The following is a 17628-nucleotide window of genomic DNA, read 5'->3' on the forward strand; positions in this document are numbered from 1 at the left end:
GGTCACCGCCGTCCGGACGACCCTCAGCCGCCGGGCTCCACCAGGGCCCGCGCGTAGTTCGCCATCGACCGCTGGTAGCGCGGCAGATGGGCCGCGAGCGCGCCCAGCACCAGGGAGAGGCCCTCCCGGTCCCGGCCGAGGCTGGACAGGCACAGCGCGAGGGTGGCCCGTACCGCGTCGTCCAACTCGTCGGACGGCGCCTGCAGTTCCGGCGTCAACAGCGCGACGCCCTCCTCGGCCCGCCCGATGTTCCGCAGCGAGCTGGACAGCTGGATCTTCGCCCTCCGGCCCCGGTAGCCGGTGAGGCCTCCCGCCAGGGCCTCCCGGTACAGCGGGACGGCCCGGTCGGAGTGGCCGGTGGAGTCCCAGGCGCAGGCCCGCTCGAAGGGGCCGAGCGGGCTGCCGTCCGGGAGTTCGGCGACGAGGGCGTCGATCACGGCCCGGAAGTCGCCCGCCTCGTCCTCGGCGTAGTCGTCGAAGCTCGCCCAGGCGGCGCTCACACGGTCTTCCCAGTCTTGGTCCACCGCAGCACTCTCGCACGCGTACGTGCACGGCGGCAGCGGTATTTTGAGTGCTCCGCGCGCGGGAGCCGTATCCATCGGGAGGCAGGCCCCTGTATGGAGGAACTGATGAAGGTGACCCGACCGATGCTCGCGGCGGTGGCGGTGCTGGCGCTCGCGGGGTGCGGCTCCGGCGGTGACGAGGCGGCCGTACCCGAGACGGCGTCCGGCAGCCTGGAGCAACTGGCCGCCGAGGTGAAGTGCACGCCCGACCTGCAGACCGACGCCGACGAGATCCGGCAGGCCATCTGCAAGAACCCCGACGGCAAGTTCATCCTCGCCACCTTCGCCACCGACCGCGGCCAGCGCGAGTGGATCAACGGCGCGAAGGACTACGGCGGTCACTACCTGGTCGGCCGCAAGTGGGTGGCCGTGGGAGACGAGACCAGCACCCTGACGTCGCTGCGCGAGACGCTCGGCGGGGACATCGAGGAGGGCACCGACCACACGGCGCACACCGGCGGCCACTGAGACACGGACATGCGCGAAGGCCGGCGGTGAGGAATCCTCACCGCCGGCCTTCTTCATGGCGTCACGCGCAGCGCTGGCCGTTGTTGATGCAGTTGACCATCTTGTTCATCAGCCTCGTGGAGAAGAAGTTGATGAAGTCGTTGTGGTCGGTGATCGGCTTGTGCAACTGCTCCGGGAAGGTGTCCACCGCGTACGGGTTCACCACCTGGCCGTTCTCCACGGTGGGCGGGGGAACGTCGTAGACCAGCCGGACCTGGAGCTGGGGGATCGCCTTGAAGCCGTTGGCGCAGGTGCCGTCGGCCTGGACGAACGCCACGTGGGTGCGGTGGTTGGCGCTGTCGATGTTCTGGCCGTCCCAGCAGCTCTGGAAGTTGGTCGTGCGGACCACGTCACTGCCCTCGGGGCAGATCGGGTACTTGTCCTTAAGCTGGACCTTGTTCTCGAAGCCGGTGCAGCTCCAGTTGACGTTGGCGTTGCCGTTGCCGTTGACGAAGGCCTTGGCGTCACCGGTGATGATGCGCAGCGCCTGCGGCATCGCGACGACCGGACCCCGCTTGTTGCCGACGAACTTCAGCTGCGCCTGGACGGGTTCGAGGATCTTGCCGACATTGCCCTCGGTGCCGCCGCCGGCGTTGTTCTGGTCGAAGTCCTGCGTGCCATCCTGCAGACGCAGCACCGGCCAGAAGTACGACGACCGGTCGCCCTGGTTCTGGCAGGTGGTCTGCGCCCCGGCCAGGTCCTGGTCGCTGGCGAAGGCGTCGTTGTTCTGGTTGCCGACGTAGTCGTGCAGGTGGTGGGCGCCGTTGCTGACACCCGGGGCCACGATCACGTTGTCGGTGTTGTGGTTGTCGTTGCTGTTGGTGCCGCACCTGGTGGTGAAGGTGCCGCGCGAACCGGACCTGCCGTTCGCCTTCAGACCGTTGGCGCCGACCCCCGGCTGGGCGTTGGCCTGCACCTGGGTGATGTCGACGAAGTCGTCCGCGGTCGGGCCGTTGCCGGCCTGTCCGTTGCCCTGGTCCTGGCCGTCACCCTGGTCCTGGCCGTCCCCTTGATCCTGGCCGTCCCCGTCCTGGCCCTGATCCTGGCCGTCACCCTGGTCCTGGCCGTCGCCGCCCTGGTCCTGGCCGGCCTCGCCGTCATTGGTCTGCGGCTGCTCCGCGGGCGTGCCGGTGCAGCCGGACAGGTTGTCCAGGTCCTCCGAGGCGTTGCCACCGACGCGGTTGATCTCCAGCTGGATGCGGTCGATGAGGACCTTCCGCCGGTCCTTGAGCGGCTGGAGAATGGCGTTCTGGACGAAAGCGGCGTCCCGGGCCTGGGCGTCCCGCGTGGTCGCGAGCCGCTGGTAGGCCTCGGTGATCTGCTGGTCCATCGTGGCGAGCTCGCCGTCGACCTCACCCCGGGCCTGGCCCGGTACCTCGGTGAGCTTCTGGCCGACGTCCGGGCAGTCGATCGTGGCGATCTGCACGCCGGCGGACCTCGTCCGGTTCTGGTCCGGGCCCGACTCGTGCGCGGATGCGTAGAAGTTCGCCCAGATCAGCCCGCCCCCACCGAGCGCTAGGGCCGCCGATGCGGCAATGGCCTTGGTGGCCAGCGGCGTACGGCGTTTTCGTGTGTTGCGTCCCATGGAACTCCTCTGACTTCCTTGCGGGGCAGCGAGGCGCCCGACAGGAGTGAAGCGGCTCCCTTCCATACGGACGCAGTCCCACCGGTGTTCAGCAGTCCCAGGAATTTCACGGCAACTGCCGTTTGACGCTTGTGATTTCAGCGCCCTTGGTCCAGATAGGCGAGAACCGCCAGGACGCGGCGATTGTCGTCGTCCGAGACCTCCAGATCCAGTTTGGCGAAGATGTTGGAGGTGTGTTTGGCGATGGCCCGCTCCGTGACCACGAGCTGGCCGGCGATGGCCGCGTTGGACCGCCCCTGCGCCATCAGCTCCAGCACCTCCCGTTCGCGCGGGGTGAGCCGGTCCAGCGGCCGCCGGTCCTCCGCCGCCCGCCGGGCCAGCAGCTGCTGGATCACCTGCGGGTCCATCGCGGTACCGCCGGCCGCGACCCGCCGTACGGCGTCCGTGAACTGCTCCGCGTCGAACACCCGGTCCTTGAGCAGGTAGCCGACCCCGCCGTCGCCGTCGGCGAGCAGCTCACGGGCGTAGAGCTGCTCCACGTGCTGGGAGAGCACCAGCACCGGGAGCCCGGGCCGGGCCCGGCGGGCCTCCAGCGCGCACTGCAGGCCCTCGTCGGTGTGCGTGGGCGGGAGCCGCACGTCCACCACGGCGACGTCCGGCTCCAGTTCGGCCAGCGCCCGCTGCAGCTCGGGTCCGCTCTCCACGGCCGCCGCGATCTCGAAGCCGTGCGCCTGGAGGAGCCGGACGAGTCCGTCGCGCAGCAGGAACAGGTCTTCGGCTAGGACAACGCGCAAGGGAGCTCCATGGTGACCAGGGTGGGGCCGCCCACGGGGCTGCTGACGGCCAGGATGCCGTCGAATGTACCCAGTCGGCGCTCCACCCCGGCGAGCCCCGAGCCGGCGCCGGTCACCGCGCCGCCCTTGCCGTTGTCGGTGACCGAGGCCCGCAGCATGCCCTCGGCGTGGTGCAGGTCGACCCAGATGCGGTCGGCGCCGGAGTGCTTGACCGCGTTGGTGAGGACCTCGCTGACGGCGAAGTACGCGGCCGACTCCACCGGCGCCTCCGCCCGCCCCGGCAGCTCCACCGTCACCTCGGTGGCCACCGGCAGCCGCAGCGCCAACGCCCGTACCGCGTCGCCGAGTCCGCGTTCGGCGAGGACCGGCGGATGGATGCCGCGCACCAGATCGCGCAGTTCGGCGAGCGCGTCGACGGAGGACTTGCGGGCCTGCGCGAGGAGCTGCCGGGCCTGCTCGGGGTCCTTGTCGAGGAGCATCTCGATGGTGCCGAGGTCCATGCCCATCGCGACCAGCCGGGCCTGCGCCCCGTCGTGCAGGTCGCGTTCGATACGGCGCAGTTCGGCGGCGGAGGTGTCCACGGCGTCCCGCCGTGTCTCGGTCAGCACCCGGACCCGCTCGGCCAGTTGGCCCTGGTTGGAGGCGAGCACGGCCCGGGTGAGCGTGAAGTGCAGGCGCAGCAGCCGGGTGGCGTAGAAGTGCGCGAGCACCAGGAACCCGGCGGCGAGCACGGCAGCGCCGAACGCCGACGCCTGCCCGGTGATCGGCAGGAAGCCGTACCAGTAGCCGTCGGGGAAGATCCGCCACATCCCCAGCGCCAGCGCGAACCCCTCCAGCGGGTACAGCACGAGCACGGCCGGAAGGAGCGCGGTGACGAAGCCGACCGTCATGTCGAACGGCAGCCACCGCAGATCCCGCCAGGTCGCCGGGTCGCGCAGCATGCCGAAGGTGCGGGTCCAGGGGTTGGCGTCGCGCGGTATCGGCCGGTACGCCGGAGGGATCCGCACCCCGCCCCACTGGACCGCGACGACCCGCCGCCAGTCCGCGAACGCCCGCACCCCCGTGAGCACCCACGGCGTGGTGACGATCCCGACGCCGATCGGGATCAGCGCGATGGACACCAGGGACAGCGTGAAGCAGAGCACCGCCCCCGGCAGCAGCACCAGCGCCAGCCCGAGTCCCCGTACCGCCGCGAGCGTCATGCCGCGGGCCCTGCTGTTCGTCTCTGCGGTCGTCATGGCGCAAGTCTGGACGAGCCCGGGGACCGGGTCACGGGGCCGGGCCCCCGCTCAGGGGGTGTCGCCAGGTACACCATCGAGCGAGGCCAGCACCTTCGCCTCCACCTCCGGGTCGAGCCCCTTCGTCGAGCGGTCCGCGCGCATCGGCGCCGTGCCGCCGAGGCTGCCCAGCCAGCTCCAGGTGTCGGCGACGGTCTCCTCGACGGGACGGCAGCGCAGCCCCGTCGTCACGGCCCGGGAGACGTCGGCGGCGTGCAGCGCGGCATGCATATCGCTGTCCGGCGGCACCCACACCGGCAACTGGACCCAGGGCTCGATCCCGGCCTCCAGGATCGGCTCCGGTGCGGTCCAGCGCAGGTCGGCCGTACCGCCGGTGACGGCCGCGCACGCGTCGAGCAGCGCGCCCATCGTGGCGTGACCCGAGGGGCCGATCAGGTTGTACGGGCCGCTCAGCTCCTGCTCCGCGGCGCCGAGGAGCCAGTCGGCGAGGTCGCGGGCGTCGATGTACTGGATCGGCAGCTCCCGCGGCCCCGGCGCCAGCACCGGTCCGCCGCGGGCCGTGCGGTTCAGCCACCAGGGCAGCCGGCCGACGTTCTCGTACGGGCCGAGGATCAGCCCCGCCCGCGCCAGCACCGAGCGGTCGGGGCCGAAGGCGTCCAGCACCGCCAGCTCGCCGCCCCGCTTGTCCTGGGCGTACGCCGTCTGCTCGGCGTCGGGGGAGGCGCCGGTCACCGTCGGCGCGTCCTCGGTGTAACCGGCGGGCGGGGCCCAGTCGTACACCGAACAGCTGGACACGTACAGGTACCGCCCGACGCGGTCCCGCAGCAGCCGGGCGGCGTCCCGCACCGCGCGCGGCGCCGCCGACCAGGTGTCGACGACGGCGTCCCACTCGCCCTCCGCCAGCGCGGCGAGCCCGTCCGGGGCGGTGCGGTCGCCGTGCAGCGCCCTGACCCCGGCCGGGGCCTCGTGCCGCCCCCGGTGGAAGACGGTCACCTCCCAGTCCCGCCCGAGCGCCGCCTCGACCACGGCCCGCCCGACGAACTCCGTACCACCCAGCACCAGAAGTCTCATGGGTCTGACTCTGCCCGGCCCGGGCGCCGAGGGGAACAGGCATCTGCCGTCAGCAGAGCGCCGCCGCACGGCATGCGGAAGGGGCGCCCGCCATGACGGCGGGCGCCCCTTGCCGGAACCTCGTGGATCAGACCTGGCCGGCCTTCTCCAGGGCGGTGCAGCAGGTGTCGACGATCAGACGGGTCACCACGTACGGGTCGACGTTGGCGTTCGGGCGGCGGTCCTCGATGTAGCCCTTGCCGTCCTTCTCGACCTGCCACGGGATACGGACCGAGGCACCGCGGTTGGAGACGCCGTAGGAGTACTCGTTCCACGGGGCGGTCTCGTGCAGACCGGTCAGGCGGTCGTCGATGCCCGCGCCGTAGTTCTTGACGTGGTCGAGCGGCTTGGAGCCCTCACCGAGCGACTCGCACGCGGTGATGATCGCGTCGTAGCCCTCACGCATCGCCTTGGTGGAGAAGTTGGTGTGCGCGCCGGCGCCATTCCAGTCGCCCTTGACCGGCTTGGGGTCGAGGGTCGCCGCGATGCCGAAGTCCTCGGCGGTGCGGTAGAGCAGCCAGCGGGCCACCCACATCTGGTCGGAGACCTCCAGCGGGGCCAGCGGGCCGACCTGGAACTCCCACTGGCCGGGCATGACCTCGGCGTTGATGCCGGAGATGCCCAGGCCCGCCTTCAGGCAGTTGTCCAGGTGAGCCTCGACGACGTCACGGCCGAAGATCTCGTCGGCGCCGACGCCGCAGTAGTAGCCGCCCTGCGGGGCCGGGAAGCCGCCCTTGGGGAAGCCGAGCGGGTAGCCGTCCTTGAAGAACGTGTACTCCTGCTCGATGCCGAAGATCGGCTCCTGGCCGGCGAACTTCTCGGCGACCTCGGTCAGCGCGGCACGGGTGTTCGTGGCGTGCGGGGTCATGTCGATGTTCAGGACCTCGCACAGGACGAGGATGTCGTCGCCGCCGCGGATCGGGTCCGGGCAGGAGAAGACCGGCTTGAGCACGCAGTCCGAGGCGTGACCCTCGGCCTGGTTGGTGGAGGACCCGTCGAAGCCCCAGATCGGCAGCTCGGCACCCTTCGCGTCGTCGCCAAGGATCTTGGTCTTCGAACGCAGCTTGGCCGTCGGCTCGGTGCCGTCGATCCAGATGTACTCAGCCTTGAAGCTCACGGGCCACATCCTTCGGGGTGGGTCTCTAGGCGCACTTGCGGGTGCTGCGGCGCTGCGGCACTGGGGCGCCGCGTTGATGCCCGCGAGCCTGTCAACAGGCGATTTCCCGGTCATTGCTCGAATGTGAACCCCGTGTTACCTGGTGGTGCTGTGGTGCGTCTCACGCTGTGAGGGCCGGACGCGCGGCGGCGAGGGCGGGTGGGGCCGCCGGGGGCCGGACTCGTATGCGATGGGGTTGAGCAGGGGACATGGAGAGGCGACCGGCTGCCCCCCGAGGTACAGCCGGTCGCCACTCGTCGGCGCCTCCCGGCGCCTGGGAAGGTCAGGGGGTCATCCGACCTTCTCGATCACGGCCCGGCGGATCAGGAACTTGCCGGGCTCGCGGACCTGCTCGAACGCCGCGTTGTTCAGCAGGACGCAGGAGCCGGAGACCGAGGTGACCTCCACCGTCGTGGACTTGTTGTTGTCCAGGTTGGTGACCTTCAGCTTGGTGCCGGCCGGGAACTGGTTGCTGGACGCGGCCGGGGCGCCGCCCTCTCCGGAGAGGGTGACGGTGGAGCCGTTGCAGACCTGCTCCCCGGCCTGTTCCGCGGGCTGCTCGCCGGGCTGCTCGCCGGGCTGCTCGCCGGGCTGCTCGCCGGGCTGCTCGGCGGGCTGCGAGGGCTGGGCCTGCTCCGCCGGCGGCTGCGACTGCGCGGGCGGCGCGGCGGGTGCGGCCGCCTGGGAGCCCTGAGCCGACTCCCCGACGACGCACCCGGACGCCTCCTGCTGGACCTTGATCTGCGCGACGACCGCCTCACGGTTGGTGATCCGGGCCGCCGACTGGGCATCGGGCCTGGCCCGCTGCTCCTCGATGAACCGCTGGTTGTTGCCGAGAGCGGTGGCGAGTCCCTGGCAGACACTCGACTCCGCGGCGGTCTTCGGCGGGGCGGCGTTCGACGTGCTCGCCATGACGAAGGCACCACCGCCCGCCACCGTGGCGGCACTGACGAGCAGCGCGACCTTCTTCTTCGTACTGAGGGTTCTCCGGCGTGACATACGCGCCTCCTGGGAGGTGGGGAGCTGTATGCCGGTAGGTACGAGATACCGAACGAACTTGCTCAGGAGTTGCGGGAGTGACTGAAGTGACCTGCACCACAAGGGAGTTGCTGACTCCCGTTGGTTCACTCCTGGGGCGCGGCGTCCTCGTAGGCCACCACGTCGTCGTTCACGTACTGGAGCAGCCCCTGGGTCTGGCGGGTCAGCTCGTCCTCGCGGGTCTCGGAGCCGTCGCCCCACTGCCCGTTGGCGAACACCACCGACCGCACGGTCATCAGCCGCTCGAAGAGTCCCGGCGAACCCGGCGGCACGGTCGGCAGTCCCGCCTCCGGCGCCGGGTCGAGCGAGACGACCTGGTAGGTCACCGGGTCCATGGCGGCCATCATGAACACCCGCGAGGCGTCCTCGGGGCGCTCGAAGCTCAGCACGGACACCGTCACCTGGGAACGCCGGTCCGCGTCCGTGAACAGGGCCGCGGTCATCCGTGCGCACGGCCCGCCCTGCTCGATCAGCTCCGCCAGTTCCTGCGACATCCCGCGCGCGCAGTCGGTGGTGGTGACCCGGTCGACGCGCTCGAAGGCGGAGCCGTCCTCGAGGGTGACCGTCTCCCGCGGGAACGCCTGGTCCGCGCTGATGATCGGGCGCTCCAGCAGCGAGGGCAGCGCGCTCGGGACGTCGGAGGGCGTGCCGACGTCGACGCGGGGGACGCCCTCGGTGCCGGACGGCTCGGCGGCAGCGCTCGGGGTCGCGTCCGCGGCCACCGCCGGGTCCTCGCCGTCGCCGCCCAGGAGCAGCAGGGCCCCGACCACGACGGCCCCGGTCAGCACCCCGCCGGTGATCCCGGCCACGGTCCGCCGCATCCGCCGCCGGCGTATCCGCTCCTGCTCGGCGACCCAGGCGGCGTGCGGGTCCGGGGGACCGGCGTATCCGTACGGGCCGGGACGACCGTAGGGGGCGGGGTGTCCGTACGGGTCGGGACGACCGTACGGGTCGGGGTGTCCGTACGGCGTTCCATGATCCTGGCTTGTCATGGCGGCGGAGGGTAACAGGGTCCCCGGCCTCCGCTCACGCCGAGCGACAAACCCTCAACAACCGTGCGCCCAGGTCACTTTCGGGACAGCGCGTCCCGTACGGCCTCCTCGGTTCGGGCCACGACCGCGGTGCCGTCGTCCGCCGTGATGATCGGGCGCTGGATGAGCTTCGGGTGCTCGGCGAGCGCCTTGACCCACCGGTCGCGCGACGCCTCGTCCCGCGCCCACCCCTTCATCCCGAGCTCCTTGGCCACGGCTTCCTGGGTGCGGGTGATGTCCCACGGTTCGAACCCGAGCCGGTCGAGTACGGCGCGGATCTCGTCCTCGCCGGGGACGTCCTCCAGGTAGCGGCGGACGGTGTAGTCGGCGCCCTCGGCGTCCAGCACGGTGAGGGCGCTGCGGCACTTGGAACAGGCGGGGTTGATCCAGATCTCCATGGCGACAACGGTAAGCGGATGGGTGCGGAGATCATCGCTGTTCGATTTTCTGTGGCCCCAGGGGCCCCTCCCTGCCCCGCTGTGGCAGACCGTCAAACCCCTTGCCCACCAGGGCGTTTGCCGTCACAGGCGCTCTGCTGATTGTCAGTGGGGGGCGGTAGACTGGAAGCAGTGTTCGAGGGTGTCGCCGGAGCGTCCGGACGGACGGCGCCCTGACCGCGACAGGAGGATGCCTGTGCCCGCTGCCGCACTGAAGCCGAAGCCGACCCAGTCCACCGCGAAGCGCCCGGTCCTGCTGGACCTGCCGTACGTCCCGCTGGAGAAGCGCCCGCTGCCCGCGGGCCGCCCCCGCGAGTGGTACGTCACCCACAACCGCCGCCTCAAGGCGATGCGCCTCGCCATAGCCCTGCTCGACTCGGGCGTCTACGTCCCGAACCAGGCCCGCAACGAGACGATCCGCGACACGGCGGAACTGATCGGCATCCATCCCCCGTCGGACACGACGTGCCACATGGTGCGGGCGTTCATGCGCTACAACCGCTGAGGCGGCGGACGTCGCTGCGGGCCGTGCCTCCCCGCCGGGGGAGGCACCTCGCCTCACCCCCGCCGGGGAGGCACCTCACCCCGCCAACTCCCGCTCCAGCGGCGTCCGGAACCGCGGAGTGACCCGGGTCGTCCCCACCCACTGCCGCAGCCGCTCCGCCTCCGCCGAGATCGCCGTCTCCGCCTCCCGGCCCGTCCCGGAGGAATCCAGCAGGCGCCACGCGATCTCGCCGTCAGGACGCTGCGCCCAGCCCCCGACCACCCGCCCGTCCCACCACACCGTCGGCCCCACGTTCCCGCTCCGGTCGAACAGCGCCCCCCGCAGTGCCGGCGCCAGATACCAGTCCCGGCCCTGCCACCCCATCGCCGTGGGATCAAGCCCCGGCAACAGTGCCGCCCACGGCTGCCCCGGCTCAGCCGCCGGCCCGGTGTCCCCGGCGACGACGTATCCCGTGCCCTCGTCCAGCCCCACCGCCTCCGCCCCGATCGCCGCCAGCGCCCGCCGCACCTCGGTCACCCGCCACCCCGTCCACCACTTCAGGTCCGCCTCCGTGGCAGGCCCGCACACCGCCAGCCACCGCCGCAGCAGCTCCGCCTGCGCCTGCGCAGGGTCCAGCTCGGGGTGCTCCGGCGCCGGCGCCCACCGGAACTGCGTCGACGTCCACGAGCCGAGCGGCCGCCCCCGGACGACCTTCCCCTCGATCCCCAGCACCCTCAGCAACCGCGACGAAACGGTGTGCACCCCCTCGTAGCTCTTTCCGGCCGCGTACACGAACTGCTCCCGCAACCGCGGCTCGTCCCGGGCCAGTTCGGCCGCCGTCGCCTCCCCGCGCCGCGCCAGCGCGGCCAGCGCCGACGCCTCCACCTCCCGCAGCCACTCCGCGTCCGGCGCCCCCGCCTTCGCCATGTCCTTGACCAGCGACGCCCGCTCCCGGGCGGCGACCGCGAGTCCGGTGGACGCGTGCACCACGGCGGTGAGCTCGGTCGGGAACACGAACACCGTGTGCCGCATGCCATGCATCCGCACCAGCGAGCGGTCCTCGTACAGCGCCCGCTCCGTACCGGCGACGGTCTTCGCCGGGTCCGCCAGCCTCGCCCCGACGGCGAGGAACACCGTCGCCGGGTCCGTACCGTGCAGCGCCACCAGCGACCCGGCGACCTCCTCCGGGCTCCCCGCCCGCGCCTCCCCGGTCAGCCGGTGCCGCACCGCCAGCCGAGCCCGCCGCTCGGCCGCCCCGATGTACCGCAGCCCGTCGCCACCCATGTCCGACCTCCACCCGTCACCACCGTCACCGCATTTTGACGGAAGCCACTGACAAGCCCGGCGGGGCGAGTCCGGACCGGGGGCCTCGGGCTAGGCCCGCGCGGTCACGCGGGCTCCGTCTTCCGCGTCGCCGCCGCGATGGCCTCCCGCAGATGGTCCTCGTCGGCCTTGCTGAGCGAGGTCTGCACCAACTCGCCGCCGTACGGAGTGAGCTGCGGGATCACCTTGTCGTCGGCGGCCTTCTTCACCAGCACGAACAGCGCGGCGGCACCCGGCCGCAGATTCTGGCTGAGGTTCTTCATGAAGTCGTCGTTGATGCCCGTGTCGGTGACCGCGCCCCCGGCCGCACCGGCCGCCGCGCCCACCGCAGCGCCGAGCAGCGGGGCCAGGAAGAGCAGTCCGATCACACCGCCCCACAGCGCACCGCCGGCCGCGCCGACGGCCGTGTGGTTGACCGCCTGATGCAGCTTGACCTTCCCCTCCTCCTGGCGCTCGACGACGACCGCGTCCTCCAGCTCCACCAGATGCTGCTTGGACAGCTCGAACAGCTTGTCGCGGACCTGGTTCGCGGTGGCGACGTCGTTGTAGGCGATGACGAAGAGATCGCTCATGCTGGGGCACCCCTTGCTTCCCGTACGGCATCTTCCCGTACGTCCGTATTGCGGTATTTGCGCAATCGATCCGACTCTAGGCCGGTGGAAAAGGGGATGCACGCCGAGTGCCCGGCTCCCTAGCCTGGACTAATCTCAGCCACCCACGCCCATGGAGGGGAGGCCGTCATGGGCACCATCGTTCTTTCCGGGACCGTCGTCCTGGTTGTCATGGGTTTCGGTAACCCTCTCTACTGGCTCGCCGCCGTCGCCGTGCTGTTCCTGTACGTGCGGTACGGGCGCGTCGCGTCGCCCGCCCCACGGTCGGGCGGCGGATCCGGCTCGATGCCGTCGGACTACCGCGCGTACCGGCAGCGGCGCGACATGCAGGCCAAGTGGGAGCGCCGCTACCGCCGCGAGCGGCCCATGGAGTCCCGCCGTCAGGACCGAGGCCGCAACGGCTGAGCGCCGGTCAGAAGTTGGAGATCACGCTGGTGATCACCTTCTCGATCGTCTCGACGTCGTGTGCTTCGTACGCCTGCCCCCCGCCGGCGTCCGCGATCCGCTGGAGCACGCTCCTGCCCTCGCGGTCGCGGTCGTCGGCCTCGCTGCCGTAGGCGATGGTGAACACGCGCACCAGGGGCTTGGACGTGTCCCCGATGCGCCCCAGCAGCTCCTCCTCGGTCAGACTGCCCCGGTCCTCGTTGCGGCCGTCGGTGAGCAGGACGATCGCGTTGATGGCGCTCGGGTCGTAGTCCTTCCGCATGGCCTTGGTCGCCGCGTCCAGCGTGTCGTACAGGCCGGTCGCGCCCTCCGCCTCCAGGGCACGGAAGTTGTCGGACAGCTGCTTGCTCCGGGCCTGGTCGTAGGGGCCCACCGGGACGAGTTCCCGGTAGTCCGTGACGCCGCCCAGGTCCTCGGCGTCGGAGAACTTCCACAGCCCGACCTTGTCCGACCGGGTGAACTCACCGAACAACTCGGTCTCCGCCCGCTTCAGACGCTGCAGCTTGCTCTCCCCGGCGCTCACGATCCCGTCGTTCATCGAGGCCGAGGTGTCGATGACGAGGAGCACATTGGCGGGCCGGCGCAGCACGGGCCAGATGTCCAGCAGGTGCTTGAGCACGTCGTCGTCGGGGGTGGACAGAGGGTCGGGCGGGGTGTCGGGCAGGACGCCGTGGGCCTCGTTGAGCACGGGGGAGTTCTTCGGGGCCGTGCCCTCGTGCGTGCGGAAGCCGTAGGGCGCGAAGTGACGGGCGAAGACCTCGGGGGAGTGCAGGTAGGTGAGGAAGTCCTCCGCCACCGCCTTCTTCGCTGCGCCCCTGCCGTTCAGCTTGATGTAGGGGTGGTCGGAGAACAGGATTCCGTCCTCCGGGTAGAACGACACCAGGGGAGTCTGCGGCTTGGTGGTCTTCTTGCAGCCCTCCTCGTCGCTGAGCGCGCCACAGGGGTGGCCCGCGTTGTAGGCCGCCACGGTGCTCTCCTCCAGCGTGACGGCGGAGATGTAGGACATGGCTTTGTCCTCGTGCTCCTCGTCGGCCCGGCGCAGATTGGCGGTGAAGGTCAGCGTGGTGTCGCCGTAGTGCACCGCGGACTGCTCGATGTCCTTGACGAACTCGCGGTTGCCTGCGTCGTCGAGGCGCCCCTTGCTCAGCTCGCCGCTGGTGCCGGTCGCGGCGTAGAAGGCGCCGATCGTCGCGTTGAGCCCCGAGGTGGAGTACTCGGGATTGGTCTTGCCGAGCGTGAAGTCCCCCCACCCCGGCTTGCCCCGGTCCTTCCGGCCCCAGAAGCCCTTGGCGTTTCTCGACCAGTCGGCCAGCTCACTCCAGCTGAACCCGTTCTCGGGCCACTCCAGCACCTCGGCCATCGGCCGGGGCATGGCGACGGTGAGCGGACTGGTGACGATCGGCTCCGCCCGCTCCGGGAACAGGCCCTGGTTCTTGCCCGTCGCGTTCGTCCGGGCCAACGACAGCCACGCGCCCCCGGCCGGCGACCACACGTCCGGCCGCGGCCCGTCGTCCTCCTCCCAGCCCCGGGCGAGCGCCCGCATCGCCTCGCCCGAGTTCTTGTCGTGGACGACGACCTCCACGCAGGCGCTGCCGCTGCGCCGGGGACCGTAGGCCTTGGCGGCGCGCCGCAGGGATTCCGACTTGTCGACGGACGCGGCGATGCGCAGGAAGGTGTCGGCCTCGCCGCAGCTCGCCAGGGAGGCGGCGGGCGCATGGTCGTCGTCGGCCGTCGAGTCACCGCTGCCGCAGGACTGCACGGCCACGACGGCGATGACCGTCGCCGTGGCGACCAGCGGCACCCCCCACAGCAGCCGCCGCCGACGCGCGCCTGAGACGGCCCGCCTCCGCGGAGCCCTGGGCGGGACGGGCGGCCTGCCCGGCTTCCGGGGCATCCGTAAGGACAGGGTCGCGGCGGGGCGAGCAGGCGGGGCGGACGGCTCGACGTCGAGCGCGAGGAGGACGCGTACGGCCACGTGCGCCGCGTTGAGCGCGGCGTCCTGCTGCCCGCCGGCCGCCTCCAGCCCCTTCTTGTCCCCGTCCGCCAGGTCGCTGATCCCACGGATGAGGAGCCACTTGAGCCCCGTGGAAGCACGGCTCTGGACCGCCCGGGCGAAACCGGCGCCCTCCGTCTCGATCGCCGCCGTGTCCTCGTAATGCGTCCGGATGATCCCGTGCTCGGGGGCGTACGGGGAGTCGATCACGGTGTCCCCGGACGCGATCGGCTTCACGTGGATGCGGCCGGTGAGCAGCGGGGCGAGATCCTGCGCCACCTGTTCCGCGGTGCCGAGGACCTCTCCCGGGGGCTCCCAGCTCCTGGGACGGGCGTGGAATCCCTGCTCCGACTGCTTGCCCCGCTGGTACTCGTACACCGTCTCGGCGATGACGACATCCCGGGGCAGGGCGTCCTTGCGGCCGGCGGCGATACCGACGAAGAAGGCGGCCTCCGGCTGCACCTTGGCCAGCCAGCTGCTCACCGCCGTGGCGGTCGTGGTGTTGCCGGTCCCGGTCCTGGCCAGGTACACCCGCCAGGGAACCCGGCCGCTCAGCTCGTAGACGGCCGCGCGCGTACCGCCGTCGCGTTCGTCGGGGCCGGAGCGTGTCGCGCCGGCCGCCGTGAGATGGCGCTCGACCTTCTCGTACTCCACCGGAAGGGCCGTGAAGATCATCGCTGTGCGGGTACGGGCTACTGCCACCGGACCAACCGATCATGAGGCGGACTGCGAAGCGGATCGCCCAAGAGGCGCAGCAACATCATGCAGCCCAAGGCCCCTGGCGGGCACGGGGATTGACAGGAGCGCCCGCCAAAGACACCGCTTCTTAATAACCCGCCCGGAAACTGCTGTACCCGAGCAGCACGATGATCGCTGCGACGCTCCCCAGCACCACGGCGGTGGATATCCAGGACCGCCGCCGGCTGTTCCGCACCGGATCCGGATCGCCCCGGAACGGCACCGGACCGGGCGGGTTCTCCTTCCACCGGGCGGCCAGCATCCGCGCCCGCGCGGAGGGCTCCTTGTGCGCGGCCGCGTCCGCCCACTTGATGTCGAACTCCCGCTCGCCGTCGTCCCGTTCGGACATCCCCGTAGACCCTTCTCGAACAGCCGTACCCCCACGATACGACGACGCCCCCGCCCTGAGAACCAGGAACGGGGGCGCCGACGGAACGGCTCAGGCGTCGATCACACGTCGAAGTACAGCTCGAACTCGTGCGGGTGCGGACGCAGCTGGAGCGGGGCGATCTCGTTGGCGCGCTTGAAGTCGATCCACGTCTCGATCAGGTCGGACGTGAAGACGTCACCGGCGAGCAGGAACTCGTGGTCGCGCTCCAGGGAGTCGAGGACGGCCGGGAGGGAGGTCGGGACCTGGGCGACGTTCGCGTGCTCCTCGGGAGCCAGCTCGTACAGGTCCTTGTCGATCGGCTCGGCCGGCTCGATCTTGTTCTTGATGCCGTCCAGGCCCGCCAGGAGCAGCGCCGAGAAGGCCAGGTACGGGTTGCCGGAGGAGTCGGGCGCGCGGAACTCGACGCGCTTGGCCTTCGGGTTGGAGCCCGTGATCGGGATACGCATGGCCGCGGAGCGGTTGCGCTGCGAGTACACCAGGTTGATCGGCGCCTCGAAGCCCGGCACCAGGCGGTGGTAGGAGTTCACCGTCGGGTTGGTGAAGGCCAGCAGCGACGGGGCGTGCTTGAGGATGCCGCCGATGTAGTAGCGCGCCATGTCCGACAGGCCCGCGTAGCCGGCCTCGTCGTAGAACAGCGGGTCGCCGTTGCTCCACAGCGACTGGTGGACGTGCATGCCCGAGCCGTTGTCACCGAAGATCGGCTTCGGCATGAAGGTCGCGGTCTTGCCGTTGCGCCAGGCCACGTTCTTCACGATGTACTTGAAGAGCTGGAGGTCGTCGGCCGCGGCGAGCAGCGTGTTGAACTTGTAGTTGATCTCGGCCTGGCCGGCGGTGCCCACCTCGTGGTGCTGGCGCTCGACCTTCAGGCCCTGCTTGTCCAGCTCCAGGGAGATCTCGGCGCGCAGGTCGGCGAAGTGGTCGACCGGCGGGACCGGGAAGTAGCCGCCCTTGTAGCGGACCTTGTAGCCGCGGTTGTCCTCCAGCGCACCGGTGTTCCAGGCGCCCGCCTCGGAGTCGATGTGGTAGAAGGACTCGTTCGCGGAGGTCGCGAAGCGGACCGAGTCGAAGACGTAGAACTCGGCCTCGGGACCGAAGTACGCGGTGTCCGCGATACCGGTCGAGGCGAGGTAGGCCTCCGCCTTCTTGGCCACGTTGCGCGGGTCACGGGAGTACTGCTCGCCCGTGATCGGGTCGTGGATGAAGAAGTTGACGTTCAGCGTCTTGTCGCGGCGGAAGGGGTCGACCCGGGCGGTCGACAGGTCCGCGCGCAGCGCCATGTCGGACTCGTGGATGGCCTGGAAGCCGCGGATCGACGAACCGTCGAAGGCGAGCTCCTCGTCCGGGTCGAACGCCTCGACGGGCACCGTGAAGTGCTGCATGACGCCCGGCAGGTCGCAGAAGCGGACGTCGACGAACTTGACCTCCTCGTCCGCGATGAACTTCTTGGCCTCGTCGGCGTTCTGGAACATCCAGCTCCTCCTACTCCCGACGGTCCGTGCCGGGGTGGTAGTTCGTTCGTGCGGCCAGTGCGGTGGCACACGCTGACCTCGACCCTAGGGACGCGTGATTTCTCTGGCGTGACCCATTTGTTTCGCCCAAGTTAACCGGACCTCGTTCCACCGTAGCCCCGACGCACCCCGGCTGTCCTCGGTCATATGGGGGCGCAGTACCGTGGACGGGTGGACAACAGGCAAGCAATCGGATCCTGGCTCTCCGGGCCCCGCGCAGCCATGGAGGACGCCGGTGTCGACTTCGGATACCGGGGTGAGCAACTCGGTCTGCCGGAGCACGGGCCGGGCTCCATCGCCCGCCCGGGCAGGCGCCTCGGCGCCCTCGCCGTGGACTGGGGCCTGTGCCTCTTGATCGCATACGGCCTGATCACGGAGGGCTACGACAGCGCCACCGGCAACTGGGCGCTGCTCATCCTGTTCGTGATGAGCGCCCTGACCCTCGGCAGCGTCGGCTTCACACCGGGCAAGCGCCTGTTCGGTCTGCGGGTGCTCGCCCTGGACACCGGCAAGGTCAACCCGCTGCGCGCCCTGCTGCGCACGGTCCTGCTCTGCCTCGCCGTCCCGGCCCTGATCTGGGACCGCGACGGCCGCGGCCTGCACGACCGGCTGGCGCGCACGGTCGAGGTCCGGATCTGACGCCGGTCGGGTGACCCTCGCGGCCGTCACGGCCCGGG

18 protein-coding genes are annotated in these 17628 nt (G+C 70.9%); 4 read left to right on the forward strand and 14 right to left on the reverse strand.

Features of this window, described 5'->3' with window-relative positions:
• Positions 1–23: 23 nt before the first annotated feature.
• Positions 24–524 (reverse strand): tetratricopeptide repeat protein, encoded by a 501-nt coding sequence (locus tag M8H82_RS00530; RefSeq protein ID WP_250070248.1) that lies wholly within the window; start codon positions 522–524, stop codon positions 24–26.
• A 105-nt stretch (positions 525–629) separates the two neighbouring features.
• Between M8H82_RS00530 and M8H82_RS00535 the strand changes: the two genes are divergently transcribed.
• Positions 630–1031 (forward strand): hypothetical protein, encoded by a 402-nt coding sequence (locus M8H82_RS00535; RefSeq protein ID WP_250070249.1) that lies wholly within the window; start codon positions 630–632, stop codon positions 1029–1031.
• Positions 1032–1092: 61 nt separating this feature from the next.
• Here the strand turns inward: M8H82_RS00535 and M8H82_RS00540 are convergent, their stop codons facing one another.
• From M8H82_RS00540 to M8H82_RS00575, 8 genes are all read right to left on the reverse strand, one after another.
• Complete coding sequence (locus M8H82_RS00540; protein ID WP_250070250.1) at positions 1093–2655, reverse strand: DUF1996 domain-containing protein; 1563 nt, start codon at positions 2653–2655, stop codon at positions 1093–1095.
• 137 nt (positions 2656–2792) lie between these two features.
• Complete coding sequence (locus M8H82_RS00545; RefSeq protein WP_250070251.1) at positions 2793–3449, reverse strand: response regulator transcription factor; 657 nt, start codon at positions 3447–3449, stop codon at positions 2793–2795.
• Positions 3434–4687, reverse strand: coding sequence for a sensor histidine kinase (locus tag M8H82_RS00550; protein WP_250070252.1), 1254 nt, complete (start codon positions 4685–4687; stop codon positions 3434–3436). The genes M8H82_RS00545 and M8H82_RS00550 overlap by 16 nt, the downstream gene beginning before the upstream one ends.
• 51 nt (positions 4688–4738) lie before the next feature.
• The gene (locus M8H82_RS00555; RefSeq protein WP_250070253.1) at positions 4739–5758 is read right to left on the reverse strand and encodes an SDR family oxidoreductase; all 1020 of its coding nucleotides are present in this window, start codon (positions 5756–5758) and stop codon (positions 4739–4741) included.
• 127 nt (positions 5759–5885) lie between these two features.
• Complete coding sequence (glnII, locus tag M8H82_RS00560; protein ID WP_250070254.1) at positions 5886–6914, reverse strand: glutamine synthetase; 1029 nt, start codon at positions 6912–6914, stop codon at positions 5886–5888.
• 330 nt (positions 6915–7244) lie between these two features.
• Positions 7245–7952 carry a septal ring lytic transglycosylase RlpA family protein gene (locus tag M8H82_RS00565; RefSeq protein ID WP_250070255.1) on the reverse strand — a complete coding sequence of 236 codons (708 nt, stop codon included), beginning with the start codon at positions 7950–7952 and terminating at the stop codon, positions 7245–7247.
• A gap of 125 nt (positions 7953–8077) precedes the next feature.
• Positions 8078–8983 carry a sulfur globule family protein gene (locus M8H82_RS00570; RefSeq protein WP_250070256.1) on the reverse strand — a complete coding sequence of 302 codons (906 nt, stop codon included), beginning with the start codon at positions 8981–8983 and terminating at the stop codon, positions 8078–8080.
• A 74-nt stretch (positions 8984–9057) separates the two neighbouring features.
• The gene (locus M8H82_RS00575; RefSeq protein WP_250070257.1) at positions 9058–9420 is read right to left on the reverse strand and encodes an arsenate reductase family protein; all 363 of its coding nucleotides are present in this window, start codon (positions 9418–9420) and stop codon (positions 9058–9060) included.
• Between the two features lie 235 nt (positions 9421–9655).
• Here M8H82_RS00575 and M8H82_RS00580 point away from each other — a divergent pair, with 235 nt between their 5' ends.
• Positions 9656–9964: a hypothetical protein gene (locus tag M8H82_RS00580; RefSeq protein WP_250070258.1), complete on the forward strand. Its 309-nt coding sequence runs from the start codon at positions 9656–9658 to the stop codon at positions 9962–9964.
• A 75-nt stretch (positions 9965–10039) separates the two neighbouring features.
• Here M8H82_RS00580 and M8H82_RS00585 read toward each other — a convergent pair whose 3' ends face one another.
• Entirely contained in the window at positions 10040–11227 is a 1188-nt protein-coding gene (locus tag M8H82_RS00585) for a winged helix DNA-binding domain-containing protein (RefSeq protein ID WP_250070259.1), read from the reverse strand.
• Positions 11228–11331: 104 nt separating this feature from the next.
• Positions 11332–11838, reverse strand: a complete 507-nt coding sequence (locus M8H82_RS00590; RefSeq protein WP_250070260.1) for a DUF1269 domain-containing protein — start codon at positions 11836–11838, stop codon at positions 11332–11334.
• Positions 11839–12006: 168 nt separating this feature from the next.
• On the opposite strand from M8H82_RS00590, the gene M8H82_RS00595 reads away from it, so the two are divergent.
• Entirely contained in the window at positions 12007–12282 is a 276-nt protein-coding gene (locus M8H82_RS00595; RefSeq protein ID WP_250070261.1) for a hypothetical protein, read from the forward strand.
• Between the two features lie 7 nt (positions 12283–12289).
• Here the strand turns inward: M8H82_RS00595 and M8H82_RS00600 are convergent, their stop codons facing one another.
• From M8H82_RS00600 to glnA, 3 genes are all read right to left on the reverse strand, one after another.
• Positions 12290–14989: a substrate-binding domain-containing protein gene (locus tag M8H82_RS00600; protein ID WP_250070262.1), complete on the reverse strand. Its 2700-nt coding sequence runs from the start codon at positions 14987–14989 to the stop codon at positions 12290–12292.
• Between the two features lie 151 nt (positions 14990–15140).
• Positions 15141–15401, reverse strand: coding sequence for a hypothetical protein (locus tag M8H82_RS00605; RefSeq protein ID WP_250070263.1), 261 nt, complete (start codon positions 15399–15401; stop codon positions 15141–15143).
• Between the two features lie 101 nt (positions 15402–15502).
• Positions 15503–16912 (reverse strand): type I glutamate--ammonia ligase, encoded by a 1410-nt coding sequence (glnA, locus tag M8H82_RS00610; protein WP_250070264.1) that lies wholly within the window; start codon positions 16910–16912, stop codon positions 15503–15505.
• Between the two features lie 210 nt (positions 16913–17122).
• Here glnA and M8H82_RS00615 point away from each other — a divergent pair, with 210 nt between their 5' ends.
• Positions 17123–17590 (forward strand): RDD family protein, encoded by a 468-nt coding sequence (locus tag M8H82_RS00615; RefSeq protein ID WP_250070265.1) that lies wholly within the window; start codon positions 17123–17125, stop codon positions 17588–17590.
• Positions 17591–17628: the final 38 nt, after the last annotated feature.

Origin of the sequence: Streptomyces sp. YS415 (assembly GCF_023544665.1) — a bacterium.
Lineage (GTDB): Bacteria > Actinomycetota > Actinomycetes > Streptomycetales > Streptomycetaceae > Streptomyces.